23 protein-coding genes are annotated in these 18,728 nt (G+C 30.5%); 18 read left to right on the top strand and 5 right to left on the bottom strand.

From position 1 onward, the window contains the following. Positions 1-104 precede the first annotated feature (104 nt). From spo0A to scpB, 10 genes are all read left to right on the top strand, one after another. Positions 105-920 carry a sporulation transcription factor Spo0A gene (gene spo0A, locus CLRAG_RS06020; RefSeq protein ID WP_065077561.1) on the top strand — a complete coding sequence of 272 codons (816 nt, stop codon included), beginning with the start codon at positions 105-107 and terminating at the stop codon, positions 918-920. 68 nt (positions 921-988) lie between these two features. Continuing rightward, positions 989-1,159, top strand: coding sequence for a hypothetical protein (locus CLRAG_RS20835; protein ID WP_167351554.1), 171 nt, complete (start codon positions 989-991; stop codon positions 1,157-1,159). A 109-nt stretch (positions 1,160-1,268) separates the two neighbouring features. Further along, the gene (locus CLRAG_RS06015) at positions 1,269-1,790 is read left to right on the top strand and encodes an NUDIX hydrolase (RefSeq protein WP_013237789.1); all 522 of its coding nucleotides are present in this window, start codon (positions 1,269-1,271) and stop codon (positions 1,788-1,790) included. Between the two features lie 68 nt (positions 1,791-1,858). After that, positions 1,859-2,509, top strand: a complete 651-nt coding sequence (gene spoIIM, locus CLRAG_RS06010) for a stage II sporulation protein M (protein ID WP_065077560.1) — start codon at positions 1,859-1,861, stop codon at positions 2,507-2,509. Continuing rightward, positions 2,506-2,736: an endonuclease III gene (locus CLRAG_RS06005; protein ID WP_065077559.1), complete on the top strand. Its 231-nt coding sequence runs from the start codon at positions 2,506-2,508 to the stop codon at positions 2,734-2,736. The genes spoIIM and CLRAG_RS06005 overlap by 4 nt, the downstream gene beginning before the upstream one ends. A 31-nt stretch (positions 2,737-2,767) precedes the next feature. After that, positions 2,768-3,646, top strand: a complete 879-nt coding sequence (locus CLRAG_RS06000; RefSeq protein ID WP_065077558.1) for a site-specific tyrosine recombinase — start codon at positions 2,768-2,770, stop codon at positions 3,644-3,646. Between the two features lie 134 nt (positions 3,647-3,780). Further along, complete coding sequence (locus CLRAG_RS05995; protein WP_065077557.1) at positions 3,781-4,992, top strand: D-alanyl-D-alanine carboxypeptidase family protein; 1,212 nt, start codon at positions 3,781-3,783, stop codon at positions 4,990-4,992. A 159-nt stretch (positions 4,993-5,151) separates the two neighbouring features. After that, entirely contained in the window at positions 5,152-6,318 is a 1,167-nt protein-coding gene (locus tag CLRAG_RS05990) for a tRNA nucleotidyltransferase/poly(A) polymerase family protein (RefSeq protein WP_065077556.1), read from the top strand. Next, complete coding sequence (locus tag CLRAG_RS05985) at positions 6,319-7,074, top strand: segregation/condensation protein A (protein WP_065077555.1); 756 nt, start codon at positions 6,319-6,321, stop codon at positions 7,072-7,074. Continuing rightward, positions 7,064-7,639: an SMC-Scp complex subunit ScpB gene (scpB, locus tag CLRAG_RS05980; RefSeq protein WP_065077554.1), complete on the top strand. Its 576-nt coding sequence runs from the start codon at positions 7,064-7,066 to the stop codon at positions 7,637-7,639. The genes CLRAG_RS05985 and scpB overlap by 11 nt, the downstream gene beginning before the upstream one ends. A gap of 53 nt (positions 7,640-7,692) precedes the next feature. Here the strand turns inward: scpB and ytfJ are convergent, their stop codons facing one another. Continuing rightward, complete coding sequence (ytfJ, locus tag CLRAG_RS05975; protein ID WP_065077553.1) at positions 7,693-8,130, bottom strand: GerW family sporulation protein; 438 nt, start codon at positions 8,128-8,130, stop codon at positions 7,693-7,695. Positions 8,131-8,211: 81 nt separating this feature from the next. After that, positions 8,212-8,712, bottom strand: coding sequence for a DUF2953 domain-containing protein (locus CLRAG_RS05970; protein WP_083985570.1), 501 nt, complete (start codon positions 8,710-8,712; stop codon positions 8,212-8,214). 158 nt (positions 8,713-8,870) lie between these two features. Here CLRAG_RS05970 and CLRAG_RS05965 point away from each other — a divergent pair, with 158 nt between their 5' ends. After that, entirely contained in the window at positions 8,871-9,974 is a 1,104-nt protein-coding gene (locus tag CLRAG_RS05965) for a D-alanyl-D-alanine carboxypeptidase family protein (RefSeq protein WP_065077552.1), read from the top strand. A 553-nt stretch (positions 9,975-10,527) separates the two neighbouring features. Here CLRAG_RS05965 and CLRAG_RS05960 read toward each other — a convergent pair. After that, positions 10,528-11,007, bottom strand: coding sequence for a hypothetical protein (locus CLRAG_RS05960; RefSeq protein ID WP_065077551.1), 480 nt, complete (start codon positions 11,005-11,007; stop codon positions 10,528-10,530). 591 nt (positions 11,008-11,598) lie between these two features. On the opposite strand from CLRAG_RS05960, the gene CLRAG_RS05955 reads away from it, so the two are divergent. The 7 genes from CLRAG_RS05955 to rnfB all read left to right on the top strand — a co-directional run bounded on the left by CLRAG_RS05955 (position 11,599) and on the right by rnfB (position 17,276). Then, positions 11,599-12,015 (top strand): SoxR reducing system RseC family protein, encoded by a 417-nt coding sequence (locus CLRAG_RS05955; RefSeq protein WP_065077550.1) that lies wholly within the window; start codon positions 11,599-11,601, stop codon positions 12,013-12,015. A 214-nt stretch (positions 12,016-12,229) separates the two neighbouring features. Further along, on the top strand, positions 12,230-13,603 hold the full coding sequence (gene rsxC, locus CLRAG_RS05950) for an electron transport complex subunit RsxC (RefSeq protein WP_065077549.1): 1,374 nt from the start codon (positions 12,230-12,232) through the stop codon (positions 13,601-13,603). A gap of 18 nt (positions 13,604-13,621) precedes the next feature. After that, positions 13,622-14,617, top strand: a complete 996-nt coding sequence (locus CLRAG_RS05945) for an RnfABCDGE type electron transport complex subunit D (RefSeq protein ID WP_065077548.1) — start codon at positions 13,622-13,624, stop codon at positions 14,615-14,617. 6 nt (positions 14,618-14,623) lie between these two features. Beyond that, positions 14,624-15,181: an RnfABCDGE type electron transport complex subunit G gene (locus CLRAG_RS05940; RefSeq protein WP_065077547.1), complete on the top strand. Its 558-nt coding sequence runs from the start codon at positions 14,624-14,626 to the stop codon at positions 15,179-15,181. A 2-nt stretch (positions 15,182-15,183) separates the two neighbouring features. Continuing rightward, positions 15,184-15,825 carry an electron transport complex subunit RsxE gene (gene rsxE, locus CLRAG_RS05935; protein WP_065077546.1) on the top strand — a complete coding sequence of 214 codons (642 nt, stop codon included), beginning with the start codon at positions 15,184-15,186 and terminating at the stop codon, positions 15,823-15,825. Continuing rightward, a complete protein-coding gene (locus CLRAG_RS05930; RefSeq protein ID WP_065077545.1) occupies positions 15,825-16,406 on the top strand; it encodes an electron transport complex protein RnfA in 582 nt (193 codons plus the stop codon). The genes rsxE and CLRAG_RS05930 overlap by 1 nt, the downstream gene beginning before the upstream one ends. Positions 16,407-16,421: 15 nt before the next feature. Then, a complete protein-coding gene (rnfB, locus tag CLRAG_RS05925) occupies positions 16,422-17,276 on the top strand; it encodes an RnfABCDGE type electron transport complex subunit B (RefSeq protein WP_065077544.1) in 855 nt (284 codons plus the stop codon). Between the two features lie 252 nt (positions 17,277-17,528). On the opposite strand, the gene CLRAG_RS05920 is transcribed toward rnfB, so the two are convergent. Both CLRAG_RS05920 and CLRAG_RS05915 read right to left on the bottom strand, forming a co-directional pair. Continuing rightward, positions 17,529-18,047: a Gx transporter family protein gene (locus tag CLRAG_RS05920; RefSeq protein WP_065077543.1), complete on the bottom strand. Its 519-nt coding sequence runs from the start codon at positions 18,045-18,047 to the stop codon at positions 17,529-17,531. A 28-nt stretch (positions 18,048-18,075) separates the two neighbouring features. Then, on the bottom strand, positions 18,076-18,459 hold the full coding sequence (locus tag CLRAG_RS05915; RefSeq protein WP_065077542.1) for a NusG domain II-containing protein: 384 nt from the start codon (positions 18,457-18,459) through the stop codon (positions 18,076-18,078). Positions 18,460-18,728: the final 269 nt, after the last annotated feature.

The following is an 18,728-nucleotide window of genomic DNA, read 5'->3' as shown; positions in this document are numbered from 1 at the left end:
AATTTTCATGTAATTTATATAAAAAGAAGGAATTAAAATTCCTTTGTCGAATTTATTATTTGTTAAGATATGGCAATATAACTAAAAAGAGGGGAGTAAATAGTATGGAGGAATCAAAAATAAGTGTAATTATTGCAGATGATAATGCTGAATTTTGCAGTATTCTCAATGATTATCTTTTAAATCAGAGGGATATATTAGTTACAGGAATTGCAAAGGATGGGATAGAGGCTCTTAAATTAATTGAAGAAAAAAAGCCAGACTTAGTAGTACTGGATATAATAATGCCTCACCTTGACGGACTAGGTGTTTTAGAGCGATTAAATAATATGAATATGAGTCCAATGCCAAGAGTAATAGTTTTGTCTGCAGTAGGGCAGGATAAAATAACTCAAAGAGCTATAACATTAGGTGCAGATTATTATGTAGTAAAGCCTTTTAATATGGAAGTGTTTACAAAGAGAATAAGACAGATGTTTAATAATGTTATAAGTAGTGGAGATGAAGTAAAGAAAACCGTATCCATTATGGATAATGAAGAAATAAGATTTTCAAGAGATGATCCTACTAATTTGGAACAGGAAATAACTAATATAATACACGAAATAGGTGTTCCAGCACATATAAAAGGATATATGTACTTGAGAGAGGCAATAACCATGGTAGTAAACGATATGGAACTATTATCGGCAGTTACAAAAGAGTTATATCCATCTATAGCTAAAAAATATAATACTACTGCAAGTAGGGTAGAAAGGGCTATAAGGCATGCTATAGAAGTAGCTTGGTCTAGAGGACAGGTGGAAACTATAAATAAAATTTTTGGTTATACTATACATAATGATAAGGGTAAGCCCACAAATTCAGAGTTTATAGCTATGGTTGCTGATAAATTAAGATTAAAAAATAAGGTAAGCTAAAAAGTTAAAATATCTTCCATTCATTTTAATTTAAAGAATGGAAGTTTTTTAAAAGGAGCATATAACCCATGAAAATAGAGTTAGAATTGGAAGATATAAAGAATATACAAAATTTAATTAAAAGTAGAATAAATGAACTTAGAGAGAAAATGTCAAATGATTCAGATAAGGAAGAGGAGCTAAGACAAATTATAAGATATTATAAAACATTAGCAAAGAACATAGAAAAACAACTTTAACTTCTCTTAATTGACAATGGGATTGGTAAAGTATAAAATTAATTAAAATAATTAATTTTATAGAGTTTTAAGTAGTAATTTTACAAAATAAATAAAGAGGTGCATAAATATGGATTTTACTGAAAAAACTATAAAGCAAGAAAACATATACAAAGGAAAAATTATTGATGTTAATGTCCATACTGTAAAACTTCCCAATGGTAGAGAATCTAAAAGGGAAATAGTAAATCACTGTGGTGGAGTAGCAATACTGGCATATAAAGACAGTAATACATTGTTTATGGTGGAACAGTTTAGAAAACCTATAGAACATGTGCTTCTTGAAATACCAGCAGGTAAAATTGAGCAAAATGAAGATATGGAAAGCTGCGGAAGAAGAGAACTGGAAGAGGAGATAGGATATAAGGCCAAAAAATTTGAATATCTGGGGAAGGTAGTTACGAGCCCTGGTTTTTGTGATGAATATATATATATTTTCAAAGCTGAAGACTTATATAAGGGAAGAAATGATATTTGCGATGAAGATGAATTCATAAATGTGCGGGAAGTTAAATTGAATAAAATTAAGGAAATGATAAAAAAGGGAGAAATAATAGATGCAAAGACCATTTGTGCGTTTATGATGGTATAACATAGTCATATAACTCTTTTGTAAATCATAAATTATAAAAAGATGATGAACAAAAGGGGGATAAAGTTATGTTGGAAAATAAACTATCAAGTTTAATAAATGGACACATTAAAAATAATTTTTGGTTATATGTTATAAGTATATTATGTGTATTTACAGGGATAGTACTAGGTATATATAGCGTTAGATACATGGGCGGATTTGAGAAAAGTGATCTTTTGAGCTACCTTAAAAATTTTACGACTACAATAGGATCAGGAAGTGTAAATTATAAATCTATTTTTTTAGAAACATTAAAAAATAATATTCCAATAATTTTAGCTGTTTGGTTTTTGGGCCTTACAATGATAGGAATACCAGTAATACTTATAATAGATATAATAAAGGGATTTACCATTGGATTTGCTATGAGCTTTATAATAAGTGGAATGGGAATAAAGGGTATGTGGATTTCACTTTTAGGTATACTTCCACAAAATATAATATATATACCCTGTATAATATTTTCATCAGTGCTTGCTATGGAATTTTCGCTTATGATATTTAAAGATAGATCTGGACTTAAATGGAAATCCAATGTTTTGGTTAGATTTACATCCTACTCTGTTTGTTTTTTACTGGTAACTACTGTCATGTTTATAGGCTTTTTTATGGAAGCATATTTAACCCCAAATATGATTAAACTTATTGCAGCAAGTTTTGGGATGATGATAGTATGATATTAGATGAGAAAAAGTCAGAATTTATTATAGTAACATTAAAATGCTTTTTTATACTTGTATTTTTTGGCGTATTTCTACCTAGATGTATAGACTTTGTTATATATAACTTTGTTGTTAAGCCTCATTCTTATGACAATAGTATATTTGTCTATAGCATATTTACTAAAAATATGAACATAATATATAATTACACTATTGTTTTTAACGAATTTCTTAAGTTTTAAAATTATAACTCTCGAAGAGTAGGTGGTAATTTTGGATGGACTTTTATTAGGTTATGAAGAAACCTTAGAAAAGAAACACATGAGTAAAAATACAATGGATGCCTATGTGAGGGACATAACCAGGTTTTATAATTTTATAAAAGATAGGGAAGAAAATGTAGAAAATGTAGAAGTTGTATCTATAATGGCATATGTACAGTATCTTCAAAAAGAAGGGAGAGCTATCTCCTCAATAGTAAGAAATATAGTATCTTTAAGAAACTTTTATAAGTATTTGATGCTAAAAGGTGTTCTAAATGAAAATCCTGTTTTGTATTATCAAATTCCAAAAGTTGAACATAAAGTTCCTAAGATATTAACTATAGAAGAAGTAGACAAGCTTCTGGGATCACCGAATTTAGATACTAATAAAGGAATAAGAGATAAGGCTATGCTAGAGGTTATGTATGCTGCAGGAATGAAGGTAATGGAGCTTTTAAGCTTAACTATCTATGATATAGATTTAAAACTTTCTTATGTAAGGTGTAGAAGCTTAAAAGAAGAGGAACGGATAGTGCCTATAGGTTCTGTGGCTGTGAAATATTTGAAAAATTATTTAAATATAAGGCCTAAATTAAATATATATAATTTGGATGTTTTATTTCTCAATTTAAGGGGAGTGCAAATGAGTCGCCAGGGGTTTTGGAAAATAGTAAAGTATTATGCAAAAGAGGCAAATATAGATAAAAATATAAATGCTTTTACGCTGAGGCATTCTTTTGCAGTACATTTACTTCAAAATGGAGCGGATATTAAATCTGTACAGGAACTTTTAGGACATAAAGAATTATCTGCTACTCAGATATACTCTGCAGTGATAAAAAGAAACAAAATTGCACAAGTATATAAAAAGTATCATCCTAGAGCATAGGAAATATTTAAAAGTTAATGAAGAGAACAAAGGATTTGATGTTAAAGCCAATTTTAACATCAAATCCTTTATTTTTATGTGATAATTTTCTTGACTTAAGGAAAGAATACATCTCAAAGGAGGAGAGAAATAAAATGAGGAAAAAGCAAGGAGCTTTTAGAATAGTAAGCAATATATTAATTTTATTTTTTATTACAGTAGTGTGGTTACCAGTTGTTAATGCAGAACCTTTAAGTGAATCTCATAAAAAAGAGATGAATAGTACAGAATCAGGTTTAAATATAAATGCTAGGTCGGCATTGCTTATGGAACCTGCAAGTGGAAAAGTAATTTTTGAGAAAGGTTCTCATGAAAAATTAGAACCTGCTTCAGTTACGAAAATAATGACTATGCTTCTAACTATGGAGGCAGTGGACTCAGGAAGAATATCATTGTCCGATAAGGTAACCGTAAGTGAAAATGCAAAAAAGATGGGTGGAAGCTCGATGTTATTAGATACTGGAGAAGTTAGAAGTGTGGAAGATTTAATAAAGGGAATAGGAATAGCTTCAGGCAACGATGCAGCAGTTGCTATGGCAGAATATTTAGGAGGAAGTGAAGATCAATTTGTACAGCTTATGAATAAAAGAGCAGCAGAACTTGGAATGAAAGATACAAGTTTTAAAAATTGCACAGGACTTAGTGAAGATGGACATTTAACTACAGCCTATGATATAGCATTAATGTCTAGAGAGTTACTTAAGCATACAAGGATACTGAAATATACTGGAACATATATGGAGACAATATCAGAAGGCAGAAAAAGTCCTATAGAGTTAGTAAACCATAATAAATTAGTAAGGTTTTTTAAAGGATGTGATGGATTAAAAACTGGGTTTACCAGTTCTGCTAAGTACTGTATATCTGCAACTGCAACTAGAGATGGTGCAAGAATGTTGGCTGTAATAATGGGCTCTCCTACATATAAGGTGAGGAATAAAGATGCATCTATGATGATGAATTATGGATTTTCCAAGTACTTTGCAAAGAATATTTTAAAAAAGGGAGCTAATGTAGAAAAGATTCCTCTAAATAAAGCAGGAGATAGATTTTTTATTGCCAAAGCTTCAGAAGATTTAAAGGTGGTAGTTGAAAAGGGAAAAGAAAGTAAAATTACTTATAAGTGTGTAATAGATAAAAATAAAAAGCAATACAAAAAAGGTGAAAAAGTTGGGTATTGTGACGTATATGTAAATGGAGAGGCTTTAGGGAAAGTTAATTTATATAGCGACAGGGATGTAAAAAAGTTGGGTATATTTGGAAACTTTAAAGATAGTTTAAAAAATATTTTACAGAAAGGGCAATAGTTTATATATTTTTAATATATAATGTATAATGAAAACAGGAAATTCGATTAGGGTTATTGGATTTTTAAAACTCGTTGAATTTCCTGTTGATTTGTTTAAGGCATTTGAAGGAAAATAACAAGCCAAAGATGCCTAAAGCGCAGGAAAGGAAAGAAAAACATGAATATTTTAAAGGCGTTTACTATAGAGCAAATACAAATTATAAATTTAATAAAAGCTATATGTAAAAGTAATGGTATAAAGGCTTATATAGTAGGAGGGGCCGTTAGAGATGCGTTCCTTGAAAATAAAGTAAAAGATATTGATATATGTATAGACAAAAATCCTAATTTTATTATAGGTAAATTGAATGGAATTAAATGCTTTCAGTATTATGATAAATTCCAAACAGCTTCTTTGTTATTTCAAAATGAGGTAAATATAGACTTAATAAGGTGTAGAAAAGAATACTATGCTAGAGATGGTGAACTTCCTATAATTGATCCGTCGGACATATACGATGACTTGCAAAGAAGAGACTTTACGGCTAATGCATTGGCTTATGATATAGTAACAGGAAGTTTAATAGATATTTATGGTGGATTGGAAGATATAAAAAATAAAAGCCTACAAAAGATACATTTAAATAGTTATAGAGAAGATCCTACTAGAATATTCAGAGCAGTAAAGTATGCAGTAAGATATGGTTTTGATTTAAAAGATAAGGATGAAATAATTAATTGTGTGAATGAAGGCGTGTTTAATTTGATAAGCAATGATAGAATAGTGAAGGAAATATACCTCTTATGTGAGGAAAAAATGTGGATAAAAAGTATTTTAATGTGCGGTAATTTGAAGATTTTTAATGTTAATAGAGAAAAATTAGAAATAGCAAACGAAAATTACAATAATATAAATAAAAGAATTTTAAGATTATTTTATGCGCTTGAAGACAAAAAGTGTGCTCATATATTAGGTGAAAATTCGGTTTTAGATAGTAAGTTAAAAATTTCAATAAAAAATTTTACAGAAAATTATCAAAAAATAACCGGCGCAGTTCTAAATGCTATGGATAATTATGAATTGTATAAAATATTAAAGAACATAAATGATTATGGACTTATACTTTTAAAATGGAATGACAAACTTAAGTATAAGATTTATAATTATGGTCATAATATGTATCATTATAAATCGTCTTTAAATGGAAAATTCATAAGTTCTATTGGAATACAAAATGGAAAAGCTATAGGAGAAGTTTTAAATTACATGACAAAGATTGAATTAAATTCTATGATAAAGTATGGAAAAAAATATTTAGTAAAAAATTTAGGAGAGATTATTTAGATGTCTTTAAATATAAAAATAGAAAATTTTGAGGGTCCTTTTGATCTGCTTCTTCACCTTATAAAAAAAAATAAAATGAACATATATGATATAAAAATATATGAGATTACGGAACAATATCTTCAGTACGTAAATAATATGAGAGACATGGACTTAGATGTGGCCTCTGAATTTATAGTTATAGCAGCATCACTTATAGAAATAAAATCAAAAATGCTTTTACCTAAAACTCAGTTAAATGAAGATGATAATGAGGATGAAAAAGATCCTAGAAAAGAATTAGTAGACAAGCTTCTTCAATATAAAAAATTTAAAGCAGTAGCTGAATTTTTGAAAAAGAGAGAGATAGGCTTAGAAAAAATGTTTGGAAAAAAACCAGAGATAATTGAACAAGTTAATATGAGTACAAGTCCGGAACAATTTTTAAAGGGAATTACTATGTTAGATTTGTATCGGGTTTACAGTCATCTTATGGATAGCTATGTAAATAAACTTAACAACGGAAATGTCATGGGCAGGGAAATATCCTTAGATAAGTTTAAATTACAGGATAAGATGTTATATATACGAGAAATTATTCAAACTAAGCCTCAAATTAGGTTTTCTGTTGTTTTAAAAAAATGTTCTTTTAAAATAGAGAAGGTCGTAACCTTTATTGCACTTTTAGAACTTATAAAACTTAAAGTAGTATCCGTAATACAGTATGAAAATTTTGATGAAATCTATGTGGAAAGGATAATTGAAAATGAGAAATAATAATGAGGAAAGTACTAGCAGCGAAATTACTCAAGAAAAGGACTTAACAAAAGATGAATATTTTTCTATAATAGAATCATTATTGTTTGTATCTGGTGAACCTCTTACTCTTAAGCAAATTGCTTCAATAATGAAACTCAGTAGTAAAGGTACAAAGGATTTACTTAAGGATATGACAGTTAAGTACAGACAGAAATCTAGAGGAATAAAAATTTTAAACAGTGAAGATAAGTACAGTTTAGTTACTAAAACGGAAAATAGTTATTATGTTGAAGAATTACTTGGGAATAACTCAAGACAATCCCTATCTCAAGCATCCCTGGAAACTTTAGCTATTATTGCTTATAAACAGCCTATAACTAGAATAGATATAGATGAAATAAGGGGAGTAAAAAGTGATAGGGCAATATCAACTTTGGTTGAAAGAAAACTGATAAAAGAAAATGGAAGATTGAGTGTACCTGGGAGGCCTATACTATATGGTACTACGGAAGAGTTCTTGAAATATTTTGGGCTTGAAAATATAAATGAAATTCCGAGTATTGAGGAATTTCATCTTGATTAATTTAGGTGTATTCAAAAAATTATAGTGTATTATGGTAAGTGAAGAAGAAATGACTATTCCTCTTCACTTTTTTCTTCTTCCTTCTTCTTATCAGAGTTATGCTTGGATTTTGAAGATTTAGAATTCATCATTCCCCTTATTACATCCATTACTTGTGGAATTGAATCTACTATTTTATCATAGGTATTATTTTGGTCTAAAGATAAAAGTCTTATAGAGTCACCTTTTGTGACTAAAAAAGCCACAGGTTTTACCGTAACTCCAGCTCCTGAGCCACCACCAAAAGGATATTCTGGATTAGGTGATTCTTCATGGCTTACGTCGAATTCGCTTCCTCCAGATGCAAACCCAAAGGATACCCTTGAAATTGGTATTATAAGAGAACCGTCTTTTGACTCTACAGCATCGCCTACTATGGTATTTACATCTATCATATCTTTTAAATTTTCCATAGTGCTTTTTAATAAATTTTCTATAGGATGATTATCCATAAAAATTCCTCCTTTACTATTCGTTCTTAGTTATTAATTCTTAACTCAAAAATATGCATAGATTATAGTTTTTTTACACTTTTAGCTGTGCTTAAATAGTTTTATATACATATAAATAACTTTAGCTAAACTAATGTAAATTATACTTGATATTTCTAAATTAAAATAAAAACAGTTAAAAACAGGTTTTATTTTAATTTCTTTTTTCTTCACTACAAAAATGTTTTTAATTAGAGCAAATATAAAAGTGATTAATGTTGGTATAAGCCCATAAGTTATGGCAGTATAGGCTGCATCATCTAACCCATAAATGAGTTTTACCTTAATTTTTATATGGGGTTTAAATTTTAATTTTTTAAGGGACTTCAAATTTACTTTGAAATTATTTATGAGGGATGAGGACTTTTTCTTTCCTTCAAGAGGGGGTTTGTTATGTTTTAAATTAATTTTATCTATAACATTTAAATTATAGATTTTTAGTGAGAAGGTTTTATTGCTATAGTTCATTTTTATTTTAAGAGGTATAGGAATAAATACCAAAACAAATAATATTAAGATAAATAAAATAAGTAATTTAATCAATATTTAAATCCCCCCATTTAAAAGGTTTTATTATTAATAATTATTACCTTAATAGTGAATTATATACTAATTTAGAATGAGTTTTACTAGTAATATATTTGCTTTGGGGAAAAATACTTAATAATCTATTGAGAGGAAGGAGATAAACTATAGAAATTATGAAATTAAAAAAGAGTTTATCATATATAGTAATAATATTTATAACTTTTAATATTTGCAGCTATACTGCGTTTGCAGATGATAAAAATTCATCTTTTCGAGAACCTAATATAAATGCACGCTGTGCCATAGCTATGGATAGTAGATCGAAAGTAGTTATGTATCAAAAAAATGCTTCTGAATTAGTACCGATGGCAAGTACAACTAAGATAATGACAGTACTAGTTGCAATGAAATATGGAAAATTAGATAAAAAAGTACAAATATCATCTAGATCGTCAGGGATAAGGGGATCTGTGGTAGGTTATAAAAAAGGAGAAAATATAACTTTAAAGGAACTTCTATATGGACTTATGTTGAGGTCAGGAAATGATGCGGCTATAGCTATTTCAGAAGGTGTAAGTGGAAGTGTAGAAGAGTTTGTAAAACTTATGAATGAGTATGCTAGCGAAATAGGAGTAATAAATACCCACTTTAAGACGCCTCATGGACTAGACAAAGAAGAGCATTATTCCACAGCTTATGATCTTGCAGTACTTACATCTATAGCTAAAAACAATGCATTGTTTAATGAAATTGTTAGTTCAAAAGATGTGGATGGATCCCAAAATGGATTTACAAGAAGTTATCACAATATCAATAAAATTCTTTGGAAAATTCCAGATGCAAATGGAGTTAAGACAGGTTATACTGGTAAGGCAGGAAAATGTTTAGTTACATCTACAAAAGTTCAAGGAAACGATGTTATAATAGTAGTTTTGAATTGTCCTAGAAGATGGGAAGAAACGGAAAAAATATATAAATATGTTGATAAAAATTTTAAGTTTAACAAGTTATTTTCTAAAGGAGATAAAGTTCTAGAGCTAAGAGTAAATAAAAAAGATTTAAAGTTAGAGTGTGAAGATGATGTTATAGTGCCTATAAAAAATGGATTCAAGTGCAGTGTTAAAATTATAAAACCTCAAAGAATAAAATATTCAATTAACGAGGGTGATAGAATAGGAATGCTTTGTATATATGAAGGGGATAAAAAGATATATAGTACGTCCCTTAGAGCTTCCAATAGCATAAAAGTGAAAAAATTTATGAAATGGACCTTTTAACTTAGAAATTCTATAGATTTTCTAAGTAGAAAGTTTACTTATACCAGCCATATACTAACAAAAATCATCACACTAAAAACTTTTTATAAGTCTAAAGTTCAGTATTTAGAAAATCTAAAGAAGCTTATATAAACAGAGTTCTTGGCATCAGATGGAGTTTTGACTCCACCTGATGCTTAGAAATCGTTATCCAGGGACGTATCTGCTCTTTATTCCCACTTGGATAAGTGGGAATATTAGAGCAGATAGTCATCGGATAAACTCGTACCTCAGACATATATAAGCTCCTAAGATTTTCTAAAATACTTCGCTAAGACTTATAAAAAAAGTTTTTAAGTGTGATTTCCATTTTGTTAGTATATTTTATATATAAGTTAAAATTTCAAGGTGTGATAAGGAGAGGCTATATCCCTGGGTACGTTCAACTAAGGGACTGTTCAAAGCAATCTAAAAATTGCTATTGAAACACCACCAAATTTCATTTAATCTAAGTTTCTTTAGATTTTCTGTGACAGTAGAAAATCTTCTTTAATTGTGAACTAATTACTTCCATTTAACGACAGAAAAAAAGTTCTTCTTTTTTTGAGTCTTCTAGTAAAGTGAATCTTTTTGTAGAATACGGATCGTTTTCTTTTATACTTTTTAAAGCATTTTCTAGAAACTTATCACTAAATTTAATTTGGAAATCTTTTTTAATTTCATTATATATAGTATATTCTATATGAGGTGGAGTAGTATCTACTATATAAATCGGAAAAAGATTTTCTATAGGCTTGTTTACAAGTGCATATTGATATAGTGAAGCATCGACAATAATACCTCGGTATATATTAAAACAATGGGCAAAACTTCTACTGTAGTGTTCATTTATGTAGATACGCAATATGCCTTGCATAGCAGGAACATCCATATCTTCATGTTTGCAAATTTGACATATAAGGGAAGCTATTAAAGGACCATTATTTGAAATAGTATATTTATTAATGCAATATTTACATACATTTTCTAAAAAAGTTTTCTCAGAAATGCTCATATCTATTATCATCTCCTAATTTTAAAACCTAATATATTTATTAAATCATATTTTGATATGTAAATAAACAAGTTTTTATGCAATTTTGAAAAAGGTAATTTGCATAAAACTGCTTGAAATCAATAGTTAGCGTAATAGTTATTCTTTTAGCATACATTAAGTAAGCAAAATTGATATGTAATAATTATGTATAATTATTACATATATTCAATATTATATTAGAAAAAGTACTTTGTTTTAAGTATAAAGTAAAAAATCAAACATAAATATAACAAAAATTGTTAATTTTTTATATCAATAATTTTTATTATATTATTTTAATTAAATTTTTCACATGTATAATTAAAAGTAAGATAGAGATAGTTAGGATATTTTAGTGCATTTATTTAGATAAAAAATATGTATACAAGATTAGAAAAAAATTATAACACATAATAGTTGCATTGAAGGTAATACTGTTCAATATCGATACAGATAAAAAAATTTATAATACAGAAGAAAAAAATATAAATTTGTGGTATAATATAAAATATAATAATTTAGATTTACACCCCGTGAAAACGCTAACAAATAAATAGGGAGATGTATTATATGAAAAGAGAATCGGAGGGTATTGTAATTGAAATAAGTGAAAGTATTGCAAAAGTAAGAGCTAGTAGACACGGAGATTGTAAAAGCTGTGGTGCTTGTCCTGGTGATAATGCTATAGTTGTAGATGCAAAAAATCCGGTTGGAGCAAAACCTGGTCAACATGTTATTTTTGAAATAAAGGATGCAAATATGTTATGGGCTGCCTTTATTGTATATATACTACCGCTTATTGGAATCTTTATAGGTGCATTAATAGGAACATGGATAGGTGGAAAATTAGGTCATTCTTTAAGAGAGTTTCAAATAGGTGGGGGAGTAGTATTTTTTATTTTATCATTGATATATGTAAAAATATTTGATAGATCTACAAGCAAAAATGAAAATGCAAAACCAGTAATCACAAAGATATTGTATTAAGTAATTTGTGTACAAACTTTAATTAATAAGAGTATCTTTTAAAGTTAACTGACATTTAATAGATAAATTGTCATTATATATTATTTCCTATAGTATATAATTTTATAACGGATTATGGAAAATTCTATAATCTGTTATAAAAATTATGTTTATATTTATTTTGCAGTTTCGTTTATATACATGCTGTAAAAATTATTGAAAGAGGTGTTTAAGAGTGTTAAAAAGTTTTCGAGGTGGAGTACACCCGGATGATAGCAAAAAGTACACAGCTAATAAACCTATAGAAATAGCACCTATACCAGACAAGGTGTTTATTCCCGTTAGACAGCATATAGGTGCTCCTACATCTCCTGTAGTACAAAAAGGAGATGAGGTAAAAAAGGGACAACTTATTGCGAAGAGTGATGCTTTTGTTTCAGCCAATATATATGCATCTACTTCTGGAAAGGTTGTAGATATAGGAGATTACCCACATCCTGGTTTTGGAAAGTGTCAAGCTATAGTTATTGAAAAAGATGGAAAAGATGAGTGGGTAGAAGGAATACCAACTTCACGTAATTGGAAAGAGCTAAGTGCAAAAGAAATGCTTGGAATAATAAGAGAAGCAGGCATTGTAGGAATGGGAGGCGCAACTTTTCCTGTTCATGTTAAACTTGCACCACCACCAGATAAAAAAGTAGATGTTTTTATTTTGAATGGTGCTGAGTGTGAACCTTATTTAACTGCAGATTATAGGTCCATGTTGGAAAAATCAGATAAGGTAGTTGCTGGAGTTCAAATAATTATGAAAATCCTCAATGTGGAAAAAGCATTTGTAGGTATTGAAGATAATAAACCAGATGCCATAGAAGCTATGAAAAAAGCTTTTGAAGGTACAAAAGTACAAGTAGTAGGCCTTCCTACTAAGTATCCTCAGGGTGCTGAAAAAATGCTTATAAATGTTTTGACAGGTAGAGAAGTTCCATCAGGTGGATTGCCTGCAGATGTAGGTGCGGTTGTTCAAAATGTAGGTACATGCATAGCAATAAGCGATGCAGTGGAGAGAGGAATTCCACTTATACAGAGAGTTACAACTATAAGTGGAGGTGCTATTAAAGAGCCTAAAAATATATTAGTTAGAATTGGAACTACATTTAAAGATGCCATTGATTTTTGTGGAGGATTTAAGGAAGAACCAGTTAAAATAATTTCAGGTGGACCTATGATGGGATTTGCCCAATCAAATTTGGATATTCCAATAATGAAGGGTTCATCAGGAATACTTGGTTTAACTAAAAATGATGTAAATGATGGAAAAGAATCTTCTTGCATTAGATGTGGCAGATGTCTAAAAGCCTGTCCTATGCACTTGAATCCAAGTATGTTAAGTATTCTTGGACAAAAAGATTTATATCAAGAAGCTAAGGAAGAATATAATCTTTTGGACTGCGTAGAATGCGGCAGCTGTGTATATACATGTCCTGCTAAACGAAGAATTGTACAGTATATTAGATATTTAAAATCAGAAAATAGAGCTGCAGGGGCAAGGGAAAAGGCTAAAGCAGAAAAGGCTAAAGAAAAGAAAGAAAAAGAAGAGGTCTTAAAATAATAAAGGAGTGATAATAAAATGGCGGAAGCACAGATAAAGAAAAATATTTTTACTATTTCGTCATCACCTCATGTTCGTTGTGATGAATCTGTTTCTAAGATAATGTGGAGTGTCTGTTTAGCACTAACTCCAGCTGCGATTTTTGGCGTATTTAATTTTGGAATTCATGCTTTAGAAGTAATTATAACAGGAATTATAGCTGCTGTAGTTACAGAGTACCTTGTAGAAAAAGTTAGAAATAAACCTATAACTATTACAGATGGAAGTGCTTTTTTAACAGGACTTTTACTTTCTATGTGTTTACCTCCTGATATTCCACCTTATATGGTAGCTATAGGATCTTTTATAGCAATAGCAATAGCTAAACATTCTATGGGAGGACTTGGTCAGAACATATTTAATCCAGCTCATATTGGAAGGGCTGCACTAATGGTTTCCTGGCCTGTAGCAATGACAACATGGTCAAAATTAAGTGCCAGTGGTGTAGATGCTGTAACCACAGCAACTCCTCTTGGAATTTTAAAGCTTCAAGGTTATTCAAAATTACTTGAGACTTTTGGAGGTCAAGGTGCACTTTACAAGGCAATGTTCTTAGGTACTAGAAATGGAAGTATAGGAGAAACTTCTACAATATTACTTGTTTTAGGTGGACTTTATCTAATATATAAAAAATATATTAACTGGCAGATTCCAGTAGTAATGATCGGTACTGTAGGAATACTTACCTGGGCTTTTGGAGGAACTACGGGACTTTTTACAGGAGATCCTGTATTTCATATGATGGCAGGCGGACTTGTAATTGGAGCTTTCTTTATGGCTACTGATATGGTAACAATTCCTATGACTATTAAAGGACAGGTTATTTTTGCATTAGGTGCAGGTGCGCTTACATCACTTATAAGATTAAAAGGTGGTTATCCAGAAGGCGTATGTTATTCAATATTACTTATGAATGCAGTTACTCCTCTAATAGATAAGTTTACACAGCCAGTTAAATTTGGGACAAGGAGGTAAGCTTTAATGGCTAAAGATAAAGATCAAAATAGTATTTTTGCAATTACTAAGAACTTAACCATTACGTGTTTTATATCTGGAATTATAATAGCTGCGGTTTATTATGTAACATCACCAGTGGCAGCACAAAAACAAGTTCAAATACAAAATGATACCATGAAAGTTTTAGTCAATGATGCTGATAAATTTAATAAAGTAAATGGTAAAAAGGATTGGTATGCAGCTCAAAAAGGAAACAAGACAATTGCATATGTTGTACCTGCAGAGAGTAAAGGTTACGGTGGAGCTATAGAGCTATTGGTAGCTGTTACTCCAGATGGAAAAGTAATAGATTTCAGCATTGTATCTCATAATGAAACTCCAGGACTTGGAGCAAATGCTTCAAAGGATTCTTTTAGGGGACAGTTTAAGGATAAAAAGGCGGATGCCTTAACAGTTGTAAAAGATAAGTCTAACACTAAAAACATTCAAGCTATGACAGGAGCTACAATTACGTCAAAAGCTGTAACTAAAGGAGTTAAAGAAGCTGTTGGGCAAGTTACTACGTTTACGGGAGGTAAGTAATTATGAAGAATTTGTGGAATATATTTAAAAAAGGATTGATTGCAGAAAACCCCATATTCGTACTTGCACTTAGTTTGTGTCCAGCACTGGCAACTACAAGTACAGCTGTAAATGGATTTACCATGGGGCTCTGCGTGCTATTTGTTATAACTTGTAATAATACTGTGGTTTCTATAATTAAGAATTTTGTAAATCCTAAGGTACGTGTACCTGTATATATCACTTGTATAGCAACTATAGTTACAGTAGTGGAACTTGTTATGCAGGCTTATGCACCTCTATTATATAAGCAATTGGGAATTTATTTAGCATTGGTAGTTGTATTTGCTATAATACTTGCCCGTGCAGAGACATTTGCATCTAAAAATCCTGTAGTTCCTTCTTTCTTTGATGGACTTGGAATGGGATGTGGATTTACTTTGGCACTTACTATAATAGGAATGATACGTGAATTATTTGGATCTGGAGCTATATTTGGTTTTAATGTATTTGGGGCTTCATATAATCCAGCTTTGATTATGATACTTCCACCTGGAGGATTCATACTTATAGGATATTTAGTTGCTATAGTAAAAGTTTATAACCAACATATGGAGAAAATTAAAATGCAAAAATTAGAACAAGCAAATGGAGGTGAAGCATAATGGCATCTTACCTTACTCTTTTTATAAGTGCAGTAGTTGTAAATAACTATGTTTTAACAAGGTTTTTGGGACTTTGTATATTCTTTGGTGTTTCTAAGAATTTAAATGCTTCTGTAGGTATGGGTATGGCTGTTACTTCTGTTATTACTATGAGTTCAATATTGGCCTGGGTAGTATATCATTTTGTACTTATACCATTTAATTTAACTTTCTTGAAGACAGTAGTTTTTGTACTTCTTATTGCTAGTTTTGTACAGCTTTTGGAGACTATTATTAAAAAGCAGGCACCAGCCCTATATAATATGTGGGGAATATACCTTCTTTTAATAGCTACAAACTGTATAGTACTTGCTGTACCTATATTAAATGCTGATTCTAACTTTAATTTTTTACAGAGTGTTGTTAATGCGATAGGATCTGGGCTAGGCTTTGCTATGGCTATAATTTTGATGGCAAGCCTTAGAGAAAAATTGAGATTAGCAGATGTACCTAAACCTTTAGAAGGTCTTGGAGTAGCTTTTATTTTAGCAGGAATGTTAGCCCTAGCTTTCCTTGGTTTTTCAGGTATGATTTCTATGTAGAAAGGAGCTAATAAAATGAATACTGTAATTATGATTTTAGTTGTAATGACTGTTATAGGTCTTATATTTGGACTTGTTTTAGCCTATGTAAATAAAAGATTTGCAATGGAAGTAAATCCACTTGTGGACTTAGTAGAAGATGTACTTCCAAAAGGCCAATGTGGAGGGTGTGGATTTGCAGGATGTAAAGCTTATGCAGAAGCTGTTGTTTTAGATGAGAGTGTACCTCCAAATCTTTGTGTACCTGGAAAAGCAGCAGTTGCAGAACAGGTGGCAAAGTTAACGGGTAAATCTGCTCCACCTATTGAACCTAGAGTTGCACATGTAAGATGTGGTGGAGATTGTACAAAGGCAGTTAAAAATTTTGAATATGAAGGTATACATGATTGTGTAGCTGCAAATTTACTTGAAGGTGGACCTAAAGCTTGTAAATATGGATGTCTGGGATTTGGGACATGTGTAAAGAGCTGTCCTTTTGGAGCTATGGCAATGGGTTCAAATGGACTTCCAATAATTGATACAGATATATGTACAGGTTGTGGTACCTGTGTAAGCGCGTGCCCAAAACAGGTACTTGGATTTAGGCCTGTAGGTTCTAAAGTAATGGTTAATTGTAATTCTAAAAATAAAGGTGGAGCTGTACGTAAGGCATGTAGTGTAGGATGTCTTGGATGTGGATTGTGTGCTAAAAATTGTCCAAATGATGCCATTAAAGTAGAGAACAATCTAGCAGTAGTAGACCAAAGTATTTGTGCGTCATGTAGTGAAGCTACCTGTCTTGCTAAATGTCCTACAGGAGCTATTAAGGCTATTGTAAGCGGTACAGACTTACAACAGCAGAGCAAGAATGAAGCTGCTGCAAATTCATAATGGCAGTGGAACAAAGCTTAAATTTGTTGATATTAATAATATAATTAGAGTAATATCAAGTGATTCTTAGGTTCAGGTGGAGTTTGCTTATAAGGAATACACTTTTCTCCATCTGAACCTTAGAAGAACTTATCCAGGTGCGTAGCAGTGCTTATCCCCCATTTTGAATAAGATGGGGGTGTTAGCAGTGGTAGCAATCGGATAAAAAATGTGCTGCGATTTTGCAGCACATTTTTTATACCTATGGTGGAGTTATTTATTTTTTAATTCTTTAAACATAGGAATTTTATATAAGTTATTAGTTAGAAATTTTACGCACCAACCTATAAAGTATCCTGTGATTATAGCAGAGATTAAAAGCACCGGTAGATATACGTATATTCTAAAGTCTTGAATTACTATAGAAGCTACTAAGAGTTGGCCTATATTGTGAAATATTGCCCCGCATATGCTTATAGTCCATAGACTTAAGGAATTTTTAAAATATTTGTATAGAAGAATCATAACAATGTTACTTAAAATTCCTCCAGCTATGCTGAACATAAAGGTAGACATTGTTCCACCGAACATAGATCCTAGAAGCGTTCTTAAAAACATAATTAGTAAGGCTTCTTTCCATCCTATAAGTATAAGTGCAGCTAGGGAAATTGTATTTGCAAGTCCTAACTTTATTCCGGGAAATAAAACTGGAACTTGAGCTTCTATTATGTAGATGACTAGAGCTATGCTTGTTAGAAAGCTTAAAAAAACCATTTTCCTTGTTTTGTTCATTAATCACACCTTGATTTTAAATATAATTTTAACTGGATATATCATCATATTTAGAATTATTTCCCTCTATTTTAATTATTAATTTATGGGGAAGACATATAATACTTTGACCTGGTTCAGATATCCATCCTGTTTTTACACAAATTTTATCAGGGCAGTCTGCGTCTTTTATGCGTATTTTACCATTTTCTATTTCTATCAAATTATAGTGAGATTTATTGTACTTTACTGTAAGTTCTTTTGCGGTTTTTACTTTAGTTAAGTCTATTGTATCTATAATTTTACCATCTTGCTTTATTACAGCTATTTTATGTGAACCCTTTACATATGAACGGTATATAAATACTCCAGCACAACTTGCAATTATTAGTATTAAAATTAATACTGCAGCAATCTTATCCCCTTTTTTCATACAAACACTCCCATACTTTGTATAATTACAGAAAATTAATTGGTAACCTCTCTATGATTTTACTATAACAAAAGGGCATTTACAATGTTACTGTAGTAAAAACTTAAATTTTAGTGTGATAAACTATTAGAACAGCTGTAAATAGAGTTAATCCCTAAAGGATACGGCCTTCTAAGTGCTGAAGAACTTAGAAGCCTGTTAATAAGCATCAGATGGAGTTAAAACTCCATCTGATGCTTAGAAATCTGTTTATCTGTGGTTCTGAAAAA

It is taken from the genome of Clostridium ragsdalei P11 (assembly GCF_001675165.1).
Taxonomy (GTDB): domain Bacteria; phylum Bacillota; class Clostridia; order Clostridiales; family Clostridiaceae; genus Clostridium_B; species Clostridium_B ragsdalei.
This window is presented reverse-complemented; position numbering and strand designations above follow the sequence as displayed.